Annotated in this window: 19 protein-coding genes; 3 read left to right on the top strand and 16 right to left on the bottom strand. The window is 66.0% G+C overall.

All coding sequences use genetic code 11. From position 1 onward, the window contains the following. Positions 1 to 38: 38 nt before the first annotated feature. The 7 genes from VSX77_RS14490 to VSX77_RS14460 form a co-directional block, all read right to left on the bottom strand. Positions 39 to 734 (bottom strand): aspartate/glutamate racemase family protein, encoded by a 696-nt coding sequence (locus VSX77_RS14490; protein ID WP_338425311.1) that lies wholly within the window; start codon positions 732 to 734, stop codon positions 39 to 41. A gap of 109 nt (positions 735 to 843) precedes the next feature. Further along, positions 844 to 2,328 carry an NAD(P)(+) transhydrogenase (Re/Si-specific) subunit beta gene (locus VSX77_RS14485; protein ID WP_338425310.1) on the bottom strand — a complete coding sequence of 495 codons (1,485 nt, stop codon included), beginning with the start codon at positions 2,326 to 2,328 and terminating at the stop codon, positions 844 to 846. Position 2,329: 1 nt separating this feature from the next. Next, positions 2,330 to 2,611 carry a proton-translocating transhydrogenase family protein gene (locus VSX77_RS14480; RefSeq protein ID WP_120219471.1) on the bottom strand — a complete coding sequence of 94 codons (282 nt, stop codon included), beginning with the start codon at positions 2,609 to 2,611 and terminating at the stop codon, positions 2,330 to 2,332. A 332-nt stretch (positions 2,612 to 2,943) separates the two neighbouring features. Next, a complete protein-coding gene (locus tag VSX77_RS14475) occupies positions 2,944 to 3,552 on the bottom strand; it encodes a fasciclin domain-containing protein (protein ID WP_338425309.1) in 609 nt (202 codons plus the stop codon). 97 nt (positions 3,553 to 3,649) lie between these two features. Then, complete coding sequence (locus tag VSX77_RS14470) at positions 3,650 to 4,015, bottom strand: PH domain-containing protein (RefSeq protein ID WP_338425308.1); 366 nt, start codon at positions 4,013 to 4,015, stop codon at positions 3,650 to 3,652. Between the two features lie 7 nt (positions 4,016 to 4,022). Next, positions 4,023 to 5,144: an NAD(P) transhydrogenase subunit alpha gene (locus VSX77_RS14465; protein ID WP_338425307.1), complete on the bottom strand. Its 1,122-nt coding sequence runs from the start codon at positions 5,142 to 5,144 to the stop codon at positions 4,023 to 4,025. Between the two features lie 10 nt (positions 5,145 to 5,154). After that, positions 5,155 to 5,277 carry an aa3-type cytochrome c oxidase subunit IV gene (locus VSX77_RS14460; RefSeq protein ID WP_338425306.1) on the bottom strand — a complete coding sequence of 41 codons (123 nt, stop codon included), beginning with the start codon at positions 5,275 to 5,277 and terminating at the stop codon, positions 5,155 to 5,157. A 241-nt stretch (positions 5,278 to 5,518) separates the two neighbouring features. Here VSX77_RS14460 and VSX77_RS14455 point away from each other — a divergent pair, with 241 nt between their 5' ends. Then, positions 5,519 to 6,949 (top strand): sigma-54-dependent transcriptional regulator, encoded by a 1,431-nt coding sequence (locus VSX77_RS14455; protein WP_338425305.1) that lies wholly within the window; start codon positions 5,519 to 5,521, stop codon positions 6,947 to 6,949. A 2-nt stretch (positions 6,950 to 6,951) separates the two neighbouring features. Here VSX77_RS14455 and folP read toward each other — a convergent pair whose 3' ends face one another. From folP to glmM, 6 genes are all read right to left on the bottom strand, one after another. Next, entirely contained in the window at positions 6,952 to 8,082 is a 1,131-nt protein-coding gene (folP, locus tag VSX77_RS14450; protein WP_338425304.1) for a dihydropteroate synthase, read from the bottom strand. A gap of 109 nt (positions 8,083 to 8,191) precedes the next feature. Next, positions 8,192 to 9,331, bottom strand: a complete 1,140-nt coding sequence (locus VSX77_RS14445) for a site-specific DNA-methyltransferase (protein WP_338425303.1) — start codon at positions 9,329 to 9,331, stop codon at positions 8,192 to 8,194. A 231-nt stretch (positions 9,332 to 9,562) separates the two neighbouring features. Continuing rightward, complete coding sequence (locus tag VSX77_RS14440; RefSeq protein WP_338425302.1) at positions 9,563 to 10,117, bottom strand: ribonuclease HII; 555 nt, start codon at positions 10,115 to 10,117, stop codon at positions 9,563 to 9,565. Between the two features lie 103 nt (positions 10,118 to 10,220). Beyond that, positions 10,221 to 11,363: a bifunctional hydroxymethylpyrimidine kinase/phosphomethylpyrimidine kinase gene (gene thiD, locus VSX77_RS14435; protein WP_338425301.1), complete on the bottom strand. Its 1,143-nt coding sequence runs from the start codon at positions 11,361 to 11,363 to the stop codon at positions 10,221 to 10,223. Positions 11,364 to 11,481: 118 nt separating this feature from the next. After that, positions 11,482 to 11,706: a DUF1272 domain-containing protein gene (locus VSX77_RS14430; protein WP_338425300.1), complete on the bottom strand. Its 225-nt coding sequence runs from the start codon at positions 11,704 to 11,706 to the stop codon at positions 11,482 to 11,484. Between the two features lie 30 nt (positions 11,707 to 11,736). After that, on the bottom strand, positions 11,737 to 13,071 hold the full coding sequence (gene glmM, locus VSX77_RS14425; protein WP_338425299.1) for a phosphoglucosamine mutase: 1,335 nt from the start codon (positions 13,069 to 13,071) through the stop codon (positions 11,737 to 11,739). Positions 13,072 to 13,242: 171 nt separating this feature from the next. On the opposite strand from glmM, the gene VSX77_RS14420 reads away from it, so the two are divergent. Continuing rightward, a complete protein-coding gene (locus VSX77_RS14420) occupies positions 13,243 to 14,490 on the top strand; it encodes a dicarboxylate/amino acid:cation symporter (RefSeq protein ID WP_338425298.1) in 1,248 nt (415 codons plus the stop codon). Beyond that, a complete protein-coding gene (locus tag VSX77_RS14415; RefSeq protein ID WP_338425297.1) occupies positions 14,487 to 15,482 on the top strand; it encodes an aldo/keto reductase in 996 nt (331 codons plus the stop codon). The genes VSX77_RS14420 and VSX77_RS14415 overlap by 4 nt, the downstream gene beginning before the upstream one ends. Positions 15,483 to 15,695: 213 nt before the next feature. On the opposite strand, the gene VSX77_RS14410 is transcribed toward VSX77_RS14415, so the two are convergent. The 3 genes from VSX77_RS14410 to VSX77_RS14400 all read right to left on the bottom strand — a co-directional run bounded on the left by VSX77_RS14410 (position 15,696) and on the right by VSX77_RS14400 (position 18,444). Next, a complete protein-coding gene (locus VSX77_RS14410; RefSeq protein ID WP_338425296.1) occupies positions 15,696 to 16,223 on the bottom strand; it encodes a DUF1003 domain-containing protein in 528 nt (175 codons plus the stop codon). A 7-nt stretch (positions 16,224 to 16,230) separates the two neighbouring features. After that, positions 16,231 to 16,932, bottom strand: coding sequence for an NnrU family protein (locus tag VSX77_RS14405; protein ID WP_338425295.1), 702 nt, complete (start codon positions 16,930 to 16,932; stop codon positions 16,231 to 16,233). A gap of 240 nt (positions 16,933 to 17,172) precedes the next feature. Next, positions 17,173 to 18,444, bottom strand: a complete 1,272-nt coding sequence (locus VSX77_RS14400) for an amidohydrolase family protein (protein ID WP_338425294.1) — start codon at positions 18,442 to 18,444, stop codon at positions 17,173 to 17,175. Positions 18,445 to 18,509 lie beyond the last annotated feature (65 nt).

Genomic DNA, 18,509 nt, shown 5'->3' with positions numbered 1-18,509 from the left:
CCCCTCCCCATCGCTTCGCGACAGGGAGGATTTTTCGATCACCCCCCGCCCAAGATCCAATCGACCCCCGCCGCGACATGAATCCGCGTCGTGTCGTAAATCGGCAGGACATTGGCATCGGGATCGACCAGCATCACCAGCTCGGTGCAGGCGAGCACGATCGCCTGAATATCCTGCTTCGCAATGTCGGTGATAAAGGTCTTCATCGTGCGGCGCGACGCTTCGTTGACCTTGCCCAGCATCAGCTCTTCGTAAATGATCCGGTCGATTTCGTCGGCGCGCGTTGCGTCATAGGGTGCGAGCGTCAGCCCGTGGCGCACGAGCCGCTGGCGGAACCAGGGCTCGGTCATCACGTTGCGCGTGCCGATCACGGCCGCGGCCTTGACGCCGTCGGCCTTCATCTTCTCGCCCGTCTCATCGACGATATGGAGCAGCGGAATCGTGATTGCGGCGGCGACATCTTCCGCCACCTTGTGCATCGAATTGGCGGCGATCATCAGCGCGGTCGCGCCCGCCGCCTCCAGTCGCTGCGCCGATGCGATCAGCACCGCCCTGGCATGATCCCATTGCGCGTCGGTCGTGATCCGCGACAGGTCGCAATAGTTCAGGCTCTCCATCAGGATCGGCGCCGAACAGGCGGTGCCGAGGCGCTTTTGCACCCCCTTGTTGAGATGGCGGTAATAAAGCTCGGTCGATGCCCAACTCATCCCGCCAATCAGGCCGATTTTACGCATTTGGATATTCGGTCCTCTTTAAAATCGTCGCCCCCGCGAAGGCGGGGGCCGCTGGAAACCTTATGCAAGGCCGATAGCGGCCCCCGCCTTCGCGGGGGCGACGTGCAACTTAGTGCCCCCCGCCGTTCAGCGCTTTCACGATGTCGTCGGCCATCTTCTTGGCATCGCCGAGCAGCATCATCGTCTGGTCCATGTAGAACACGTCGTTGTCGACGCCGGCATAGCCGACCCCGCCCATCGAGCGCTTCACGAACAGCACCGTCTTCGCCTTTTCAACGTCGAGCACGGGCATCCCGTAGATCGGCGACGATTTGTCGGTCTTGGCCGACGGGTTGGTGACGTCGTTGGCACCGATGACGAACGCGACGTCGCATTGCGCGAACTCGCCGTTGATGTCCTCCAGCTCGAATACCTCGTCATAGGGCACATTCGCCTCGGCGAGCAGCACGTTCATATGTCCCGGCATTCGCCCCGCAACGGGGTGGATCGCATATTTGACGTTCACGCCCTCTTTCTTGAGCAGGTCGGCCATTTCGCGCAGCGCGTGCTGCGCTTGCGCCACCGCCATGCCGTAACCGGGCACGATGATGACATTTTCGGCCTGGCTCATCAGGAAGGCGGCGTCGTCGGCGCTGCCCGGCTTCCACGGCCGCTGTTCCTTCGCGCCGCCGGCACCCGCCGCCGCATCGTCGCCGCCGAAGCCGCCGGCGATCACGCTGATGAAGCTGCGGTTCATCGCGCGGCACATGATGTACGACAGGATCGCGCCGGACGAGCCGACAAGCGCGCCCGTGATGATCATCGCGGTATTGCCGAGCGTGAAGCCCATCGCCGCCGCGGCCCAGCCCGAATAGCTGTTGAGCATCGACACGACGACCGGCATGTCGGCGCCGCCGATCGGGATGATGAGCAGGAAGCCGATCAGGAAGCTGAGGCCCGTGACCGTCCAGAACACCCATGGCGACTGGTCGAAGGTGAAATAGGCGACAAGACCGATGATCGCCGCGAGCGTGCCGAGGTTGATGACATGCCGCGCGGGCAGCATGATCGGCGCGCCCGACATATTGCCGTTGAGCTTGAGAAAGGCGATCACCGATCCCGAAAATGTGATCGCACCGATCGCGATTCCGAGCCCCATTTCGATGCGGCTGACCGTGTAAATCTGCCCCGCGGCATCGGCGATGCCGAACGCCTGTGGATTGAGATAGGCCGCCGCCGCAACCGCCACGGCGGCGAGGCCGACAAGGCTGTGGAATGCCGCGACCAGCTGCGGCATCGCGGTCATCGCGATACGCCGCGCCATGACGATGCCGATGACCGCGCCGATACCGATCGCCGCGAGGATTTCGATCAGCGCAACACTATCGAGCGCCCCGCCATCGAGCCGCGGGACATGCGTCAGCAAGGTCGTGACAACCGCGATCGTCATGCCGATCATGCCAAAGCGGTTGCCGCGCTGCGACGAGGCGGGCGACGACAGGCCGCGCAGCGCGAGGATGAAGAAGACGCCCGAGATCAGATAGGCGATCGCCGCCCAGGGATTCACGGCGCCGTGGCCGCCAGCCGCGGCGGCTAGGATCGACTGAAATTCCATCTCAGCGCTCCTTCTTCTTGTACATCGCCAACATGCGCGCGGTGACCGCGAAACCGCCGAAGATATTGATGCTCGCCATCACCACCGCCGCGAGGCCCAGCCATTTCGACGTCGCAGATCCCGCCGCTGCCGCGGCGATCAGCGCACCGACGATGATGACCGAGGAAATCGCGTTGGTGACGCTCATCAGCGGCGTGTGCAGCGCCGGGGTCACCGACCAGACGACGAAATAGCCGACGAAGCACGCCAGCACGAAAATCGAAAAAATGGCGATAAAATCCACGGCGCGCTCCCCTGCTGATTCCGCTTGGCGCACCTCTTGCCGTGACGATGCCAGCCTGTCGACTCCTAAGCTGTCAAAAAAGAAGCGCCTATGTTTTGTGAAGCAAGGAATGCGGGTGCGACGAGACATAAAATTTCGTCGGTGGAGGTTTTGGCCTGCGTGATCAAACACTGCCTCAGAACGTCGCCCCCGCGAAGGCGGGGGCCGCCATCGACCTTTTCCTACGTCGCTGCGTAAACCGACAGCGGCCCCCGCCTTCGCGGGGGCGACGACTAGCTTCGGTCTAAACCTGCCCCGCGCCGCGCCATCTTGGGGGCGCGAGGGCACCCCCCCTACATCCGCGGCAGCAGCACCGCGTCGATCACATGCATAATGCCGTTCGCCTGCTCGACATCGGCCTGCGTAACGATCGCCTTGTTGCCCGACGCGCTGGTGAGCAGGATCGAATCGCCCGATTTCCGCGCCACAAGCTCCTGCCCATCGGAGGTTTTCAGCGTGACCTGCCCACCCGCGGCGTCGATCTGCGCGCTCAGGTCGGACGCCGTGAGCTTGCCCGGAACGACATGATAGTTGAGCACGCCGGCAAGCACGCTCTGTTGCCCCGGGCGCATCCACTCGTCGCGCGTCACCGGCGGCACCTGCGTAAAGGCGGCGTCGGTCGGGGCGAAGAGGGTGAAGGGCCCTGCGCCCGCCAGGGTCTGCGCCAGCCCGGCCTGCGTCAGCGCGGCGGCGAGCGAGGTGTGAATCGACGACCTCGCGATATTGTCGGCGATCGTCTTGTCGGCGGCCATCCCGCCCGCCGCCGCGTCGGCGCCGATCGCATCGCCGACCGTTTCGGTCTTGGTCGTCGTTTCGGGCTCGCTGCTGCACGCGGCAAGACCCAGCGAAAGCGCGGCGGTCAGGACAAGCGAAGGAAGAGCGACAGGTTTCGCGCGCGGCATCGGGCAATCTCCGGTTGTTCAAACATATGGGCTAAGGCCCCATAGTAGCCAGCCGACCGACGAAGAAAAGGCCAAAAACGGCCATTTTTCATTATCGTCAGCGGCTGACGATCAGGCGCGTCATCAGCTGATGGATACGCTGCGGGTCGCTCTTGCGCGAAATCTTGACCTCGAGCGGCGTCGCGGCACCCGAAACCCAGACCTTCATGTCGGCATCGAGATCGAAGGTACCCGCGGTCTCGAACGAAAAGCGCGTCACCGACCGCCAGGGAATGCTTTGAAAATCCTTCTTCGATCCCGTCAGCCCCTGCACATCGACGAAAATGAAGCGGTAGTTGGTCAGCAGCACCGTGTCGCGAATCGTGCGGAACGCGGCGAGCACCTGCTCGCCGTCGATCAGCCACGCCTGAAACTCGGCCTGTGCGCGCGATACGTCGATGTTGCCAGCGCTGAACAAGCCCATGGTTCGGTTACCCCAACAATCGCTCGTTCACGACCTTGCCGCCCTGCGTCAGCCGCACGGCGTTGCCGATCTCCTCGTCGAGCACGGGCTTGCCCTGCTCCTTGTCCCAGAAGGCCGAGAGGAAGTTGAACAGGTTGCGGCTGAACAGCGCGCTCGTGTCGGCGGGCATCAGCGCCGCGATATTTTTCGCGCCGATCACGGTGACGCCGTGGATGCGCTTTGCCTCGCCCGACACCGACCCTTCGACATTGCCGCCGCTTTCGGCCGCCATGTCGACGATCACGCTACCCGACCGCATCGTCGCGAGCTGCGCGTCCGAAATCAGCCGCGGCGCGGGGCGGCCCGGGATCAGCGCGGTGGTGATGACGATGTCCTGCTTGGCGATGTGTGACGACACGAGTTCGGCCTGCGCCGCCTTATATTCGTCGGACATTTCGGTGGCATAGCCGCCCGCACCCTCGCCTTCGATCCCCGCGACATTTTCGACGAAAATCGGCTTGGCGCCAAGCGAGAGTATCTGTTCCTTGGTCGCCGAGCGCACGTCGGTCGCGCTGACCTGCGCGCCCAAACGCCGCGCGGTTGCGATTGCCTGAAGGCCCGCGACGCCGACGCCCATCACGAACGCCTTGGCGGCGCTCACCGTGCCCGCGGCGGTCATCATCATCGGAAAGGCGCGGCCATAGGCGCTCGCCGCCATCAGCACCGCCTTGTAACCGGCGAGGTTCGCCTGGCTCGACAGGATGTCCATCGATTGCGCGCGCGTGATGCGCGGCATGAACTCCATCGCCAGCGCCTCGATCCCCAGCTTTGCATATTCATCGACGCGCGCACGCTCGCCGAACGGGTTGAGCCCGGCGGCGAGCCAGGCGCCCTCGGCAAAGCCTTTGAGGCTCGCCGGGTCGGGCCCCTGGATGGCGAGGATGATGTTCGAGCCTTTCAGCGTCGCGGCGCGGTCGCCGACGCTGGCGCCCGCGGCGGCATAGTCGGCATCGGCGACCGACGCCGCTTCGCCTGCCCCCGATTCGACAGCAACTTCGGCGCCCAGCCCGATGAACTTTTTCACGGTTTCGGGGGTCGCGGCGACGCGGGTCTCGCCGGGAGCGAGCTCCTTCAGGACAGCGATGCGCATGCCGGACAGGTCAGGACGCGATCAGGAGAACGACGACCACCGTCACGATCGCGGTCAGGATCGATCCGACCTTCAGCAAGCCGAGGAAACCCGAATAGGTTTCGTTTGCCGCCTTCATTTCCTGTTGTGCCATCGCTTTTCCCCTTCACCCGTCCCGGCGCCCGCGCCCAGCGCGCCGCCCGGAATCGCCAGAATCGGCTGTCGCGCCGGTCTTAGCCACGCCCATGGCGATGCTCAATAGCCGGTTTGGCTCGATCGTCCGGGCGCTCTCTAAAAGGCGAATGGCCTTAATCGCCCTTTTACCCATCGCCGATACACAAGCCGTTCACGACACCGACCATATCCATGGCGCTCCAGGGGGCAGATTCGAAACGATGGCAAGCACGCGCGACACGCGAATGGTGATGATTGTCGATAGCGAGCCTGCACAGCAGCGCTTTCTGTCGGCGCTCGTCTCGCGCGGCGGCTGGCGCAGTATGATCGCCGCCGACACCGACACCGCGCTTGCCAAGCTCGGCACGCAGGAAGGCATGGCCCTCGACGCCGTGCTAGTCGATCAGGGCGCGCCGGGCATGGACATCGCCCAATTCGTGATCGAGCTGCGCCGCTGGCGCCCCGCGCTGCCGCTCGTCGTCATCACGATGCGCAACGGCGTCGAGGTCGCGGTCGCCGCGATGCGCGCCGGGGCGAGCGACTTCGTGCAAAAACCGATCGCGCCCGACCGCCTGCTCGAAGCGCTCGATCGCGTGATGGCCGACAGCGGCCCGCAAGGCGAGCTGCGCCCGCTCACCGAAAAGCTGCGCGCGCCGCTCGCGTTCGAGGAAATCATCGGCTCGAGCCCCAATTTCCGCAGCGCGCTCGCCATTGCCGCCAAGGCCGCCCGCGCGCGCGTGCCGGTGATGATCAACGGCAAGCCCGGCACCGGCAAGGAAGTCTTTGCGCGCGCCATCCACAGCGCCAGCCCGCGCGCGCGCGGTCCGCTCGTCATGGTCGATTGTTCGGCGGTGTCGCCGGGCCTGATCGGATCGGGGCTGTTCGGCCACGAACGCGGCGCCTTCCCCGGCGCCTTCGACCGCCAGGTCGGCCGGCTTGTGCAGGCGGATGGCGGCAGCATCATCATCGACCATGTCGAATGCATCCCGCTCGAAACGCAGGCGAAGCTCGTCGAATTCCTGAAATCGGGCGAAGTGCAGATGATCGGCGGGTCGATCCGCCAGACCGTCGACGTACGCATCATCGCCACCAGCACCAGCCCGCTCGACAAGCTGATCGAGGCGGGCCATTTCCGCGAAGACCTGTTCTACGCCCTGTCGAGCGCGCAATTCACGCTGCCCTCGCTGTCCGAACGCCGCGGCGACGTCGGCCCGCTCGCGCGCCATCTGCTCGCGCGCATCGGCGGCTTGCCGGGCATGGGGCCGATCGGCATCACCGACGACGCGCTACGCCTGCTCGCCGCCTATGCCTGGCCCGGCAATGTCCGCCAGCTTCAGGATGTGCTGTTCCGCGCCGCGGTCGCCAGCACAACCGACGTCTTGACCGCCGCCGATTTCCGCGCGATCGAAGCGACGCTCGGCGGCGGCACCGCCAGCGACGGCGATGTCGCGATCAACGGCGAGGCGATCGGCGTCACGCTCTATCTGCCCGACGGCAATTTGCGTCCGCTTGAAGAGATCGAAGCCGACGTCATCCGCCTCGCGATCGGCCACTACCGCGGCCGCATGAGCGAAGTCGCGCGCCGTCTCGGCATCGGCCGCTCGACGCTCTATCGCAAATTGAGCGATCTCGGGATCGACACCGCGGCCTGATTTCAGGCCGTCAACGCAGCATCCCGCAAACCGCGCCACACCCGCAGCGCCTGCCGGTTCTCGGCAATGTCGTGCACACGCAGCAGCTGCGCGCCGTGCGCCGCCGCCTGATAATGCAGCGCAATCGTCCCGCCGAGCCGCTGGTCAGCCGCGGCCTCATTGTCGAGCGCGCCGATCATCCGCTTGCGGCTCGCGCCGAACAATATCGGACAGCCGAGCGTGTGGAACAGCGCCAGCCCGTTCACCAGCGCCAGATTGTCGCCCACCCCCTTGCCGAAGCCGATCCCCGGATCGACGATGATCTTCGACCGGTCGATCCCCGCCGCGACGCACGCCGCGATGCGCTCGGCGAGCATGTCGTACACGTCGAACAGGACGTTCGTATAAGCCCCGCCCTCATGCGGATCGCTCTTGGCCGACGGCGCGTGCATCAGCACCACCGGGCACCGCGCCTGCGCGACAACCTCCATCGCGCGGTCGTCATAGCGCAGCGCCGAAATATCGTTGACGATGCCCGCCCCCGCTGCGAGCGCGGCCTCCATCACCGCGGCCTTGCGCGTGTCGATCGACACCGCGACCCCGCCCTTCGCCAGCGCCGCAACGACGCTCTCGACGCGCCGGATCTCGTCGCCTTCCCAGATCAGCGGCGCGCCGGGCCGCGTCGATTCGCCGCCAACGTCGATGATTGCCGCGCCCGCGGCGCCCATCGCAAAGCCCGCGTCGATCGCCGCCGCGGCGTCGATATGCTTGCCGCCATCGGAGAAACTGTCGGGGGTGACGTTCAAAATCCCCATCAGCTGGGGCTCGCCCAGCCGGATCGTGCGTTCGCCGAGCTGGAGATTGCCGCGCGGCCGGGCGATGCCTGCGCGCTGTGCTTGCGCCATTTCGCCCAGCCGATCGGGCATTGCCGCGATCCAGTCGCCGAGTTCGGCTACCGGAACGATCGCCGAACGAACCGCAGCACTGTTGCGCAGGCTGACGTGCCAGGCTGCGAACCAGACCATCGTGTCGGCGATGCGCAACGCGCCCTCGTCCAGCTCGTGCGGGCGATCGACGAAGCAGGTTGGGCGGAGATAGATTTTTGCATCCGCCGATGCAGCGCCGAGGTCGAGCTTGGTCAATGGTGCGAACATGCGTTTCCCCGTAAATGCGTCGCCCCCGCGAAGGCGGGGGCCGCTGGCAACCTTGCGCAAAGCCTATAGCGGCCCCCGCCTTCGCGGGGGCGACGATCATTCTTTGCGCCTAAGCCTCGTTCGCCAGCAGCCAATCCTGCCGCACCGCGTCGATCACCCGCAATTCCTTGCCCGTATCGACATGCCAGAAGGTCCAGCCGTTACAGCTCGGCGCGCCCTGCACCCCCGCCCCGACCTTGTGGATCGACCCCGGCGCCTGGCCTTCGCAATCGAGACTGCCATCGACGCGCACTTTCGCTTTCCAGCGGCGTTTCGTGTCGGTCAGCACCGTGCCCGGCGCGATCATCCCGCATTCGACGAGCGTACCGAACGCAACACGCGTCGCCGCCTTCGGCGCCATCATCGTCTTCACCGCGCTCTCGTCGAGCGGCAGCGCCAGTTCGATGCGTTCTTTCGCCGCGGCGATATAATCATCCTCGCGCTCGATGCCGATATAATGCCGCCCCAGTCGCTTCGCGACCGCGCCGGTCGTGCCGGTACCGAAAAAGGGATCGAGGATCACGTCGCCGGGGTTCGAACAGGCGAGCAGGATGCGATAGAGCAGCGCTTCCGGCTTTTGCGTCGGGTGGACCTTGTGCCCGCCCTTTTTCAGCCGCTCCTGTCCGCCGCAGATCGGGATCAGCCAGTCGCTGCGCATCTGAAGCTCGTCGTTCAGCGTCTTCATCGCGCGATAATTGAACGTATAGCGCGCCTTTTCGCCCATCGACGCCCAGATCAGCGTTTCATGCGCGTTGGTAAAGCGCGTGCCCTTGAAATTGGGCATCGGGTTCGCCTTGCGCCACACGATGTCGTTGAGGATCCAGTAACCCTGGTCCTGCAACGCCGCGCCGACGCGGAAGATATTATGATAGCTGCCGATGACCCAGATGCTGCCGCCGGGTTTCAAAATGCGCTTCGCTTCCTTCAGCCACGCATGGGTGAAGCGGTCATAGGTCGCCAGACTGTCGAACTTGTCCCAATCATCGTCGACCGCATCGACCTGGCTGCCGTCGGGGCGAAGCAGGTCGCCGCCGAGCTGGAGATTATAGGGCGGATCGGCAAAGATCATGTCGACCGACGCCGCGGGCAGGCTGCGCATCATCTCGACGCAATCGCCCTGCAAAATGCAGTCGAGCGGCAGGTCCGCGGGGGCGATCTTCGGCGTCCGCTGCTTCGTCGCCGGCGCCTTCACCCGTTCCATCACACCCATGCATCACCCCGCTCTTCGATCGAAAGAAGCCCCTGATGAGTCCGGCAGAGTCCGCCGTCAAGCCACGGATTCTAGGGATTCCGGGTGTCATAATGGTTAACGGGACAGGAACGAAACGAGTCCCCCACGACATATGGAGTCTTGCACAGCGCAGAGACTCAACCACTGGTGGTGTGGCGGCGGGGACTCACCTGCCAAAAAAATCTTCGCGCGCGGCGGGGTTGCCGAGCGTCAAATCAACTGCATTTGCGCAACCGGGGCAAAGCTGGTCCGGTGGAGCGGCGTCGGGCCGTGCTGGCGCAGCGCCGCAAGGTGGCGGGCCGTGCCATAACCCATGTTGCTGTCCCACCCGAAATCCGGGAAATCGCGCGCGGCCGCCGCCATGAAACGGTCGCGATGCTGCTTCGCCAGGATGCTCGCCGCCGAAATGCACGGGTGCAGCGCGTCGCCACCGACGATCGCGCGCGCGCTGTAACGCCATTTGGGCAGGCGATTGCCGTCGACCCATATGTCCTGCGGCTCGAACCCCAGGGCCTCGACCGCACGCGTCATCGCCAGGAAGGTCGCCTGCAATATGTTAACACTGTCAATTTCGACAACGCTGGCTTCGCCGATACCCCAGCGGCAGCGCGCCTTGATCTCGATCTCAAGTTCACCGCGGCGTTTGGCGCTGAGCTTTTTCGAATCGTCGAGCCCCACGATGCCGCCCTCGCACAGCAGCACCGCCGCGGCGACCACCGGCCCCGCGAGCGGCCCGCGTCCGGCTTCGTCGACGCCGACGATCATGTGTCCCCCTCCCGCTTGCGGGAGTGGTTAGGGGAGGGCCTGTCGAAGGCGAGCATTCTCGAACCATGCCCTCCCCCGACCCCTCCCGCAAGCGGGAGGGGAGCTACACCCGCCACGGCGGATACCTCCGATATTCGCCCGCCTGATACAGGCACAGCCGGTTCCCGGCGGGATCGGTCAATCGTGCCTCGCGCCAGCCCCAGTCCTCATCCTTCGGCATCTGGTCGAAGCGCACCCCGCGCCGCGCGAGATAGGCCACCCACGCATCGAGCGCGCCGCTCTCCAGATAAGTCGCCGCTCCCCCCGCATCGCCTTCGCCGACGTGGATCGACAGCGTGACGCCGTTCGCCGCCTCAAAGCGTGCATATCCATTGCCCGGGCTATCGACGATCTGCGTCAGCCCCAGCTGCTTGTAGAAGGCCACCGACGCCGCATAATCGCGCGCGGGCAAGGTGATCTGGTTGAGCGCGGGGCCAGTGAACAGCCCGTCGTTGCGCACCATCTGCTGCCCCATCGGGCCGTGCCCCTGCCCCAGTCCCGGCGCGTCGAGCAACGCCAGCCGTACGAAATCGCGCGCGCGCGCGATCGCCGGCTCCAGCGGCATTCCCCCGGCCAGCCCGGACGCGATCGCGCTCGCGAGCGTGCAGCCGGTGCCATGGCTGTGCGGCGTGTCGATCCGCGGCGCTTCCCAGCGCGCAACCTCACCCTCGCCGGGTTCGAGCAGGCGGTCGGTCACGGTCGCGTCCGCGCCGTGGCCGCCCTTGATCAGCAGCGAGCAGCCATGCGCGAGCACCGCCTCCTCGCCGCCCAGCGCTTCGAGTTCGGGCAGGTTGGGCGTCGCGACCATCGCGCGCCGCAGCAGCGCGCGGAACGCCGCGATCGTCGCCGCGTCGGCGAGCACCGATCCGCTCGTCGCGACCATCACCGGGTCGAACACCAACGGCGCCTCGGCCAGGTCGGGACGCGCCAGCCGCTCGCCCACCGCCGCCGCCGTTTCCGCGCTGCCGATCATACCAATCTTAACAGCGTCAACACCGATGTCGGCGACAACGCTGTCGATCTGCGCCAGCACCATCGCGGTCGGCACGGGATGCACATCTTGCACGCCCAGCGTGTTCTGCGCGGTGATCGCGGTAATCGCGGTCATCGCGTGGCCGCCGAGCATCGTCACCGCCTTGATGTCGGCCTGAATCCCCGCGCCGCCGCCGCTGTCCGATCCGGCGATAATCAGGACGCGCGGGGTCATAGAGCGGCCCATACCAACTCGCCGCCCCGGACTTGATGCGGGATCCATGGCGCCGGTGCGGAGATGGATGCCGGATCAAGCCGGCCGAAGGGTGCGGCATGACGAAGAGAGAAAAGCGTCACCCCTTGTATTTCCGCTCCGTCGAGGCCGGAAACTTCGCCAGCGCCGCGCCTTCGCGAAGCGGCCGGTCGAGCAGGTCGCCGCCGCAATTGGGGCAGCGCTCGTCGAGCTTGTCGGCGCAGTTCGCGCAAAAAGTGCATTCGAACGAGCAGATGAAGGCGCCGTGGATGTCGGCGGGCAGATCGCGTCCGCAGCGTTCGCAATCGGGTCGCATTTCAAGCATATCGTGTCTCTTTCAGTTAGGTAAAATTTGTCAAACAGCGGCGCGCACGGCGTCGCAGATCATGTCGACGACGCGCTCGACTTCGCCCGCATCGTCGCCTTCGGCCATCACGCGGATCAGGGGTTCGGTGCCCGACGGGCGGATGACAAGGCGCCCGCGGCCGTTCAGCGCCGCCTCGCCCTCGGCAATCGCCACGATGACATTGCTGTCCTCCAGCGGCTTGCCGCCCGCAAAGCGGACATTCTTCAAAAGCTGCGGCACGGCATCGAACTGATGGAGCAACTCGCTCGCCGGCCTTTGCGCCGTGACGAGCTCGGCCAGCAGCTGGAGCGCGGCCAGCGTGCCGTCGCCCGTCGTTGCATGATCGGACAATATCATATGCCCCGATTGCTCGCCGCCGACGTTGAAGCCACCTTCCTTCATCCGTTCAAGCACATAACGGTCGCCAACCTTGGTGCGCTCGAGCCGCAGCCCCTGCCCTTCCAGAAAGCGCTCGAGCCCCAGATTCGACATCACCGTCGCCACGACGCCGCCGCCCTTCAACCGCCCCTGCCGCGCCCAGCTTGCGCCGATCAGCGCCATGATCTGGTCGCCATCGACAAGTCGGCCCTTTTCGTCGACGACGATCAGCCGGTCGGCGTCTCCGTCGAGCGCGATGCCGATGTCGGCGCCGCTCGCGACCACCGTTTCCTGGAGCAGCGCGGGTGCAGTCGATCCGCATTTGTCGTTGATGTTAACACCGTTCGGCGACACGCCGATCGCCACCACATCGGCGCCCAGTTCCCAGAACACCGTCGGCGCGCTGTTATAGGCAGCACCGTTCGCGCAATCGAGGACGATGCGCAGTCCATCGAGACGCACCGTTTCGGGCAGGCTCTGCTTCACCGCGTGGATATAGCGCCCGCGGGCGTCGTCGATCCGCTTCGCACGGCCGATATGCGCCGGTTCGGCCAGTTGCGGTTCTTCGCCCAGCCGCCGTTCGATCTCCGCTTCGTCGGCATCGGACAGCTTGTAACCGTCGGGGCCGAACAGCTTGATCCCGTTATCCTGATACGGATTGTGGCTCGCCGAAATCATCACGCCCAGGTCGGCGCGCATCGAGCGCGTCAGCATCGCGATTGCCGGGGTCGGCATCGGGCCGACCTGCACCACGTCCATCCCGACGCTCGTGAATCCCGCAACAAGCGCATTTTCCAGCATATAGCCCGACAGGCGCGTGTCCTTGCCGATCACGACGCGGTGCTTGTGCTGCCCGCGCAGGAAATGCGCGCCCGCCGCCATGCCGACGCGCATCGCGACCTCGGCGGTCATCGGGACCTTGTTCGTCAGCCCGCGAATCCCGTCGGTTCCGAAAAATTTGCGCATGTCACCTCTGTCGTTCGATCCGCGGCCCGCTCGGAGCATTGCCTTGGCGGGACGCCTCCCGCGGGAGCAGGTCCGGCCCAAAAACCGGTTCCCGTTTCGTCTGCAAGCTGCTCTAAGTCACGCTCAATTGCTTGGCAAGCAGGCCCAAATGACACGCGGGGAGAATCCATCTTGAAATCTGCCTGGTTTATCCTTTCGGCGCTTGTCGCCGGCATGTTGCTCGGGATCGCCATCGACCTGGTGGCGCCCGATGCCGGCACCGCGTCGCTGCCCTTTGTCGAGCCGGTGGGTCTGCTCTGGCTCAACGCGCTCAAGATGACGATCGTACCGCTTGTCGTCGCGCTGCTCATCACCGGCATCACCGCGACCGCCGACGCTGCGCGCGCGGGGCGGCTCGCCTTTCGCGCCGTGATGATCTTCCTCGGCGCCATCACCCTGACGGGCCTGATGTCGCTGCTGATGACGCCGCTGCTGCTGCGCCTGTTCCCCTTGTCGGCAGGCGCCGCCGCGGCGCTGCGCGAGGGATTGGGCGGCGCGGCCCAGGCGGGAGCGTCGCCGACATTCGGCGATTTCCTTCTGTCGCTGATCCCGACCAACCCGGTCGCTGCGGCGGCCGAAACGGCGATCCTGCCACTGATCGTCTTTACCACCATCTTTGCCTTTGCCATCACCAAGCTGGACCCCGTTCAGCGCGCAACGCTCTCCGGCCTGTTCAAGGCGCTGGGCGACGCAATGCTGATCGTCATCGGCTGGGTGCTCGCGCTCGCGCCGATCGGCGTCTTCGCGCTGGGCTATGCGCTGGCCGTGAAAGCGGGGGTCGCGGCATTCGGCGGTCTCGTCCATTATGTGCTGATCCTCGCGGGAATCGGCATCTGCTGCCTCATCCTCGGCTTGCTTCTCGCCTGGATCGTTGTCGGCGTTCCCCTGCCGCGCTTCGCCCGCGCGATGGTGCCGACGCTCGCCGTCGCGCTCAGCACGCAAAGCTCGCTCGCCAGCCTGCCCGCCATGCTGGCGGCGTCCGAAGATCTCGGCGTCGACCGGAAAAAGGCCGACGTCGTGCTGCCGCTCGCGGTCGCGCTGTTCCGCTTTACCAGCCCGGCGATGAACCTCGCGGTCGTCATCTACGTCGCCTGGCTGTTCGGGATCGAGCTCACGCCGTGGGAAATGGCGGTCGGGCTTGCCGTGGCGATCGCCGCGGCGCTCTCTTCGGTCAGCCTGCCCGGATCGATCAGCTTCGTGACCTCGATCGCGCCGATCGCGGTATCGATGGGCGTCCCCGTCGCACCGCTGGGGCTGCTCGTCGCGGTCGAGACCTTTCCCGATATTTTCCGCACCCTCGGCAATGTGATAGGCGACGTCGCCGCGACCAAATATGCCGCCGACGGCGTTGAAGACGAGCCCGCAGGAGACGATCGATGAAATACCGCAATCTTGGCCATGGCCTCAGCGTCTCGGCGATCGGCATCGGCTGTATGCCGATGATCAAGGGCGGCAATATCCTGTATGGCGAGGCCGCCGACCTCGATGAATCGACGCGCACCATCCACCGCGCGATCGACCTCGGCGTCACCTTTTTCGACACCGCGCAAATCTATGGCCCGTTCAGCAACGAGGAACTGCTGGGACAGGCGATCAGGGGCAAGCGCGAGGGGCTCGTCATCGCGACCAAATTCGGGTTCCGCTTCGAAGGCACGCAGATCACCGGCGTCGATGGATCACCTGACAATGCGCGCAAAAGCTGCGAGGGCTCGCTCCAGCGGCTCGGTATCGACACGATCGACCTTTTCTACCAGCACCGCGTCGATCCCGATGTGCCGATCGAGGAGACGGTCGGCGGAATGATGGAGTTGGTCAAAGAGGGCAAGGTCCGCCACATCGCACTGTCCGAAGCCGGCCCCGAAACGCTCCGCCGCGCCGCAAAGGCCGCGCCGATCACCGCGCTGCAAAGCGAATATTCGATCTGGGAGCGCGATGTGGAGGACGATATCCTGCCCGTCTGCCGCGAACATGGCATCGGCTTCGTTCCCTATTCGCCGCTCGGCCGCGGCTTCCTCGCGGGCGCGGTGCGCAGCCGCGACGAATTGCCCGAGACTGACTGGCGCCGCAATGATCCGCGCTATTCGGACGAAAACCTGCCCGCCAACCTCGCGATCGTCGATGCGATCGGCGCGGTCGCGGGCAAGCACAGCGTGTCAAAGGCGCAGGTCGCGCTCGCCTGGCTGCTCGCGCAAGGCGAGGACATCGTCCCCATCCCCGGCACCAAGCGCCGCGCGACGATGGAGGACAGCGTCGGCGCCGTCGACGTCACGCTGACCGCTGACGACCTCGCCACGATCGACGCCGCGGCGCCGAAGGGCGGGACCAGCGGCCCGCGCTATGGTGAAATCGGGATGCGGATGGTGCGGCGGTAAGGTTGCGCGCGGTGGCGACCGGTTGCGGTCCTTAGTCCTCCCTGTGGCGAAGCCATGGGGAGGGGGACCGCGCCCGAAGGGCGTGGTGGAGGGGCTGCGACGGGAGCGCCAAAGCCCCTCCGTCAGCGCTCCGCGCTGCCACCTCCCCATCGCTTCGCGACAGGGAGGATTTTACGTCCGCTCACCACCCCAAAGCGGACAGGCCGCGCACTCCTACGACGCCCCGCCCGCATCTCCCCGCGCCCCCAACGCATCGACCTTCTCCATCAGCGCATCGATCTTGTGCTGCAGCCGCATGATCTCCAGCTCGGCGCGCAGGTTGACCTCATAATCGACGCGGGCAGTCAGCCGGTCCTTCGCGGCCTGCCGGTTCTGGCTCATCATGATGATCGGCGCCTGAATCGCGGCAAGCGTCGACAACATCAGGTTGAGGAAGATGAACGGGTAAGGGTCGAAGGCCATTCCGAAACGCTGGAGCACCTGCGAATTGAGCAACATCCAGCCGAGCAGCACGACGGCAAAGGCGATGATGAACCCCCACGACCCGCCGACCGCCGCGACGCGGTCGGCCAGCCGGTCGCCCGCGCTCGCCTGCGCATCGCCCAGGTCGGCGGCATCGCGGCTCGTCGGCGCGCGCTGCGCGATCGCCTGCACCACCCGGCTTTCCTCGGCATCGAGCTCGTCGAACGCGCGGCCGAGCAGCCGCAGCGACAGGTCGTTGAGGTGCGTGTCGGCGTTCACGCTGCGGCTATCCGATCCAGCGCCATATCCCGGCGACCATATAGCCGAGCGCGCCATGCGCCCAGGTCGCGGCAAGCCAGACGACGATCCCGCCGAACAGCGCATGCGGGCGCGGGATCGTTTCGGCCCACGACGCCGCGCCGCTTGTCTGCCGTGCAAAGGGAATAAAGCTCGTTCGCGCCGCCCAGCCGCGCCAGGCGTCGCCCATCAGCCGCGCCTTCTTGACATCCTGCCCCGCCGATCCGGCGAGCGCGAGGAAAGCGATCGTCGCCGACAACATGATCTGCCCCGGCGTCGGCATCACCATGACATGCGCCAGCGCCCACAGGGCAAAACCCCACATCATCGGGTGCCGCGTGATCGCGAACACGCCGCGCGGCGCGGCCCGCGCGGCTTTTTCGGCGCCCGGCGCCGCCAGCGCGGGGTTGCCGACCAGCGACCCCACGAACAAAATGCTCGCGAACAGCACGATCAGTGACGCTATGATCCACAAGCCATCGCCGACCGCCCATAACGGCGGCTCGGGCGGCATCCCCCGCCACGCCTGCACCACCAGAATGAAGGTAGCGATCGCGACGATCGAATAGACGATCTGGAACCCGCGCTCGCCCAGTCGGCTCGCCAGCCCGGCGCGCAGCGGATGCGACAATAGCAAGTGAGTGCCAACGAACAGGATGCAGGTGGTAATCAACAGCGACATCGGTTGCATGGCGGACCCCCTCGTTGATCGTCAATCCGTCCGCGTCCCGGCCCGATGACCGCTCAGGCGAGTCGCGATGTTTGCGGTGACAACATCGTGAACCACAAAGATAACATCGTCAACATAATGCAGGGCGGTAGGCGCGATATGCCCCGAACGTCATCCCGGCGAAGGCCGGGATCTCACCGTTGCATTCTCATCCAACGACGAAATCCCGGCGTTCGCCGGGATGACGCAAAGCAATTCTTTCTACCGGTCATACGCCTTCGGCAACGCGCCCTCCTGCGGCGTCGCATAGCGATCGCGCAGGCGATCCTGCCGCGTGGTCAGCGACTGCGCCTTGCCGTCGATCCAGATCGCGGTCGGACGGCTGCCAAGCTCGAGCGGATCATTGTCCCAGATCACGACGTCGCCGGCGCGGCCGGGGCGCAGCGATCCGATGCTGCCCTCCATGCCGACCGCACGCGCTGGCGCGCTGCTGATCGACGCAAAGGCCTGATCCCACGTCATCCCGCTCGCGCCGGGAACGCGGGCCAATCCGACGAGGTTGCCCGCATATTGCGTCGCATAGCCCATCTTGTGCGCATCATCGTCGTCGAACACGCCGACCGACACATCGACCCCCGCGGCTTTCAGCCGCCCGGCGTTCGATTGCGTCGCCGCCAGTCGCTCGAAACTGTCGGGCAGATCGCTCAGCGGCGAGACGAGCACCGGCACCTTCGCCGCGGCGATCTCGCGCGCGACGAGCCAGCCGTCGGTCACGCCGACGAGCACCAGCTTCATCGCCGGGAACTCGCCCTTCAGCTTCAGCACATTGACGATGTCGGCGGCGCGGTCGACGCGCACGAACAACGGCGTCGTGCCGTCGATTAACCGCACCAGCGCCTCGGCATCGGCGCGCTGGAGCATCGCGTCATTGCCCCATTCGGCGAGCGCCGCGGGATTGCGGGCATAGCTGCGCGCCGCCAGCAACTGTTCGCGGAACAGCAGGAAGGTCGCGGCGCGGCTGCCGCCCGCCTTCGCCGACCCGTCCTCACCGAACGCCACGAACTGCAGTGCGCGCGGCTTGGTTACCATGTCCATGTCGTCGGCCAGGTCGACAACCGCACCCTGCCCGGCGAACAAATTGCTGCTTCCGCTCGGCGCGACGATCGCACGCGTCACGCCCGACGCGCGGTTGACCGCGACCGGGGATCCCATCGGGTTCAAGGCAGGCGCGATGTCGAGCCCCGCCGAAAATCGGGTGCGCGGCGCCGAACGGTCGTTGGTGCCGCTGACCGCATCCACCTCGGTCAGCCCGACACGGCTGAACGCCGCGACGATGCCCGGCGTCACATAGCGGCCCTCGGCGTCGACGCGTTCGATGCCCGCAGGCACGGCGACGCCCGCACCCGCCGCAACGACCTTGCCCCCGCGCACGACGACCGTGCCGCCATCGATCGGCGCGCTTCCGTCGCCGATGACGAGCTTGGCGTTGGTGATGGCGATGTCCTGGGCGGCGGCGGGTGCGGCAAACGCCAAGGCTGCAACCAGCGCACTCCCCAACCCCGCTCGTGTCGAGCGAAGTCGAGACACCCCGAAGGCGC

Source organism: Sphingopyxis sp. TUF1 (assembly GCF_036687315.1).
GTDB classification, from domain to species: domain Bacteria; phylum Pseudomonadota; class Alphaproteobacteria; order Sphingomonadales; family Sphingomonadaceae; genus Sphingopyxis; species Sphingopyxis kveilinensis.
This window is presented reverse-complemented; position numbering and strand designations above follow the sequence as displayed.

Bases quoted from the DNA above. Each gene is read 5' to 3' on its own strand.
- VSX77_RS14475 (WP_338425309.1), bottom strand. From the start codon at position 3,552: ATGCCGCGCGCGAAACCTGTCGCTCTTCCTTCGCTTGTCCTGACCGCC.
- VSX77_RS14415 (WP_338425297.1), top strand. From the start codon at position 14,487: ATGAAATACCGCAATCTTGGCCATGGCCTCAGCGTCTCGGCGATCGGC.
- VSX77_RS14465 (WP_338425307.1), bottom strand. From the start codon at position 5,144: ATGCGCATCGCTGTCCTGAAGGAGCTCGCTCCCGGCGAGACCCGCGTC.
- folP (WP_338425304.1), bottom strand. From the start codon at position 8,082: ATGTTCGCACCATTGACCAAGCTCGACCTCGGCGCTGCATCGGCGGAT.
- VSX77_RS14455 (WP_338425305.1), top strand. From the start codon at position 5,519: ATGGCAAGCACGCGCGACACGCGAATGGTGATGATTGTCGATAGCGAG.
- VSX77_RS14440 (WP_338425302.1), bottom strand. From the start codon at position 10,117: ATGATCGTCGGCGTCGACGAAGCCGGACGCGGGCCGCTCGCGGGGCCG.
- VSX77_RS14405 (WP_338425295.1), bottom strand. From the start codon at position 16,932: ATGCAACCGATGTCGCTGTTGATTACCACCTGCATCCTGTTCGTTGGC.
- VSX77_RS14490 (WP_338425311.1), bottom strand. From the start codon at position 734: ATGCGTAAAATCGGCCTGATTGGCGGGATGAGTTGGGCATCGACCGAG.
- VSX77_RS14430 (WP_338425300.1), bottom strand. From the start codon at position 11,706: ATGCTTGAAATGCGACCCGATTGCGAACGCTGCGGACGCGATCTGCCC.
- glmM (WP_338425299.1), bottom strand. From the start codon at position 13,071: ATGCGCAAATTTTTCGGAACCGACGGGATTCGCGGGCTGACGAACAAG.
- thiD (WP_338425301.1), bottom strand. From the start codon at position 11,363: ATGACCCCGCGCGTCCTGATTATCGCCGGATCGGACAGCGGCGGCGGC.
- VSX77_RS14485 (WP_338425310.1), bottom strand. From the start codon at position 2,328: ATGGAATTTCAGTCGATCCTAGCCGCCGCGGCTGGCGGCCACGGCGCC.
- VSX77_RS14470 (WP_338425308.1), bottom strand. From the start codon at position 4,015: ATGGGCTTGTTCAGCGCTGGCAACATCGACGTATCGCGCGCACAGGCC.
- VSX77_RS14460 (WP_338425306.1), bottom strand. From the start codon at position 5,277: ATGGCACAACAGGAAATGAAGGCGGCAAACGAAACCTATTCGGGTTTC.
- VSX77_RS14445 (WP_338425303.1), bottom strand. From the start codon at position 9,331: ATGGGTGTGATGGAACGGGTGAAGGCGCCGGCGACGAAGCAGCGGACG.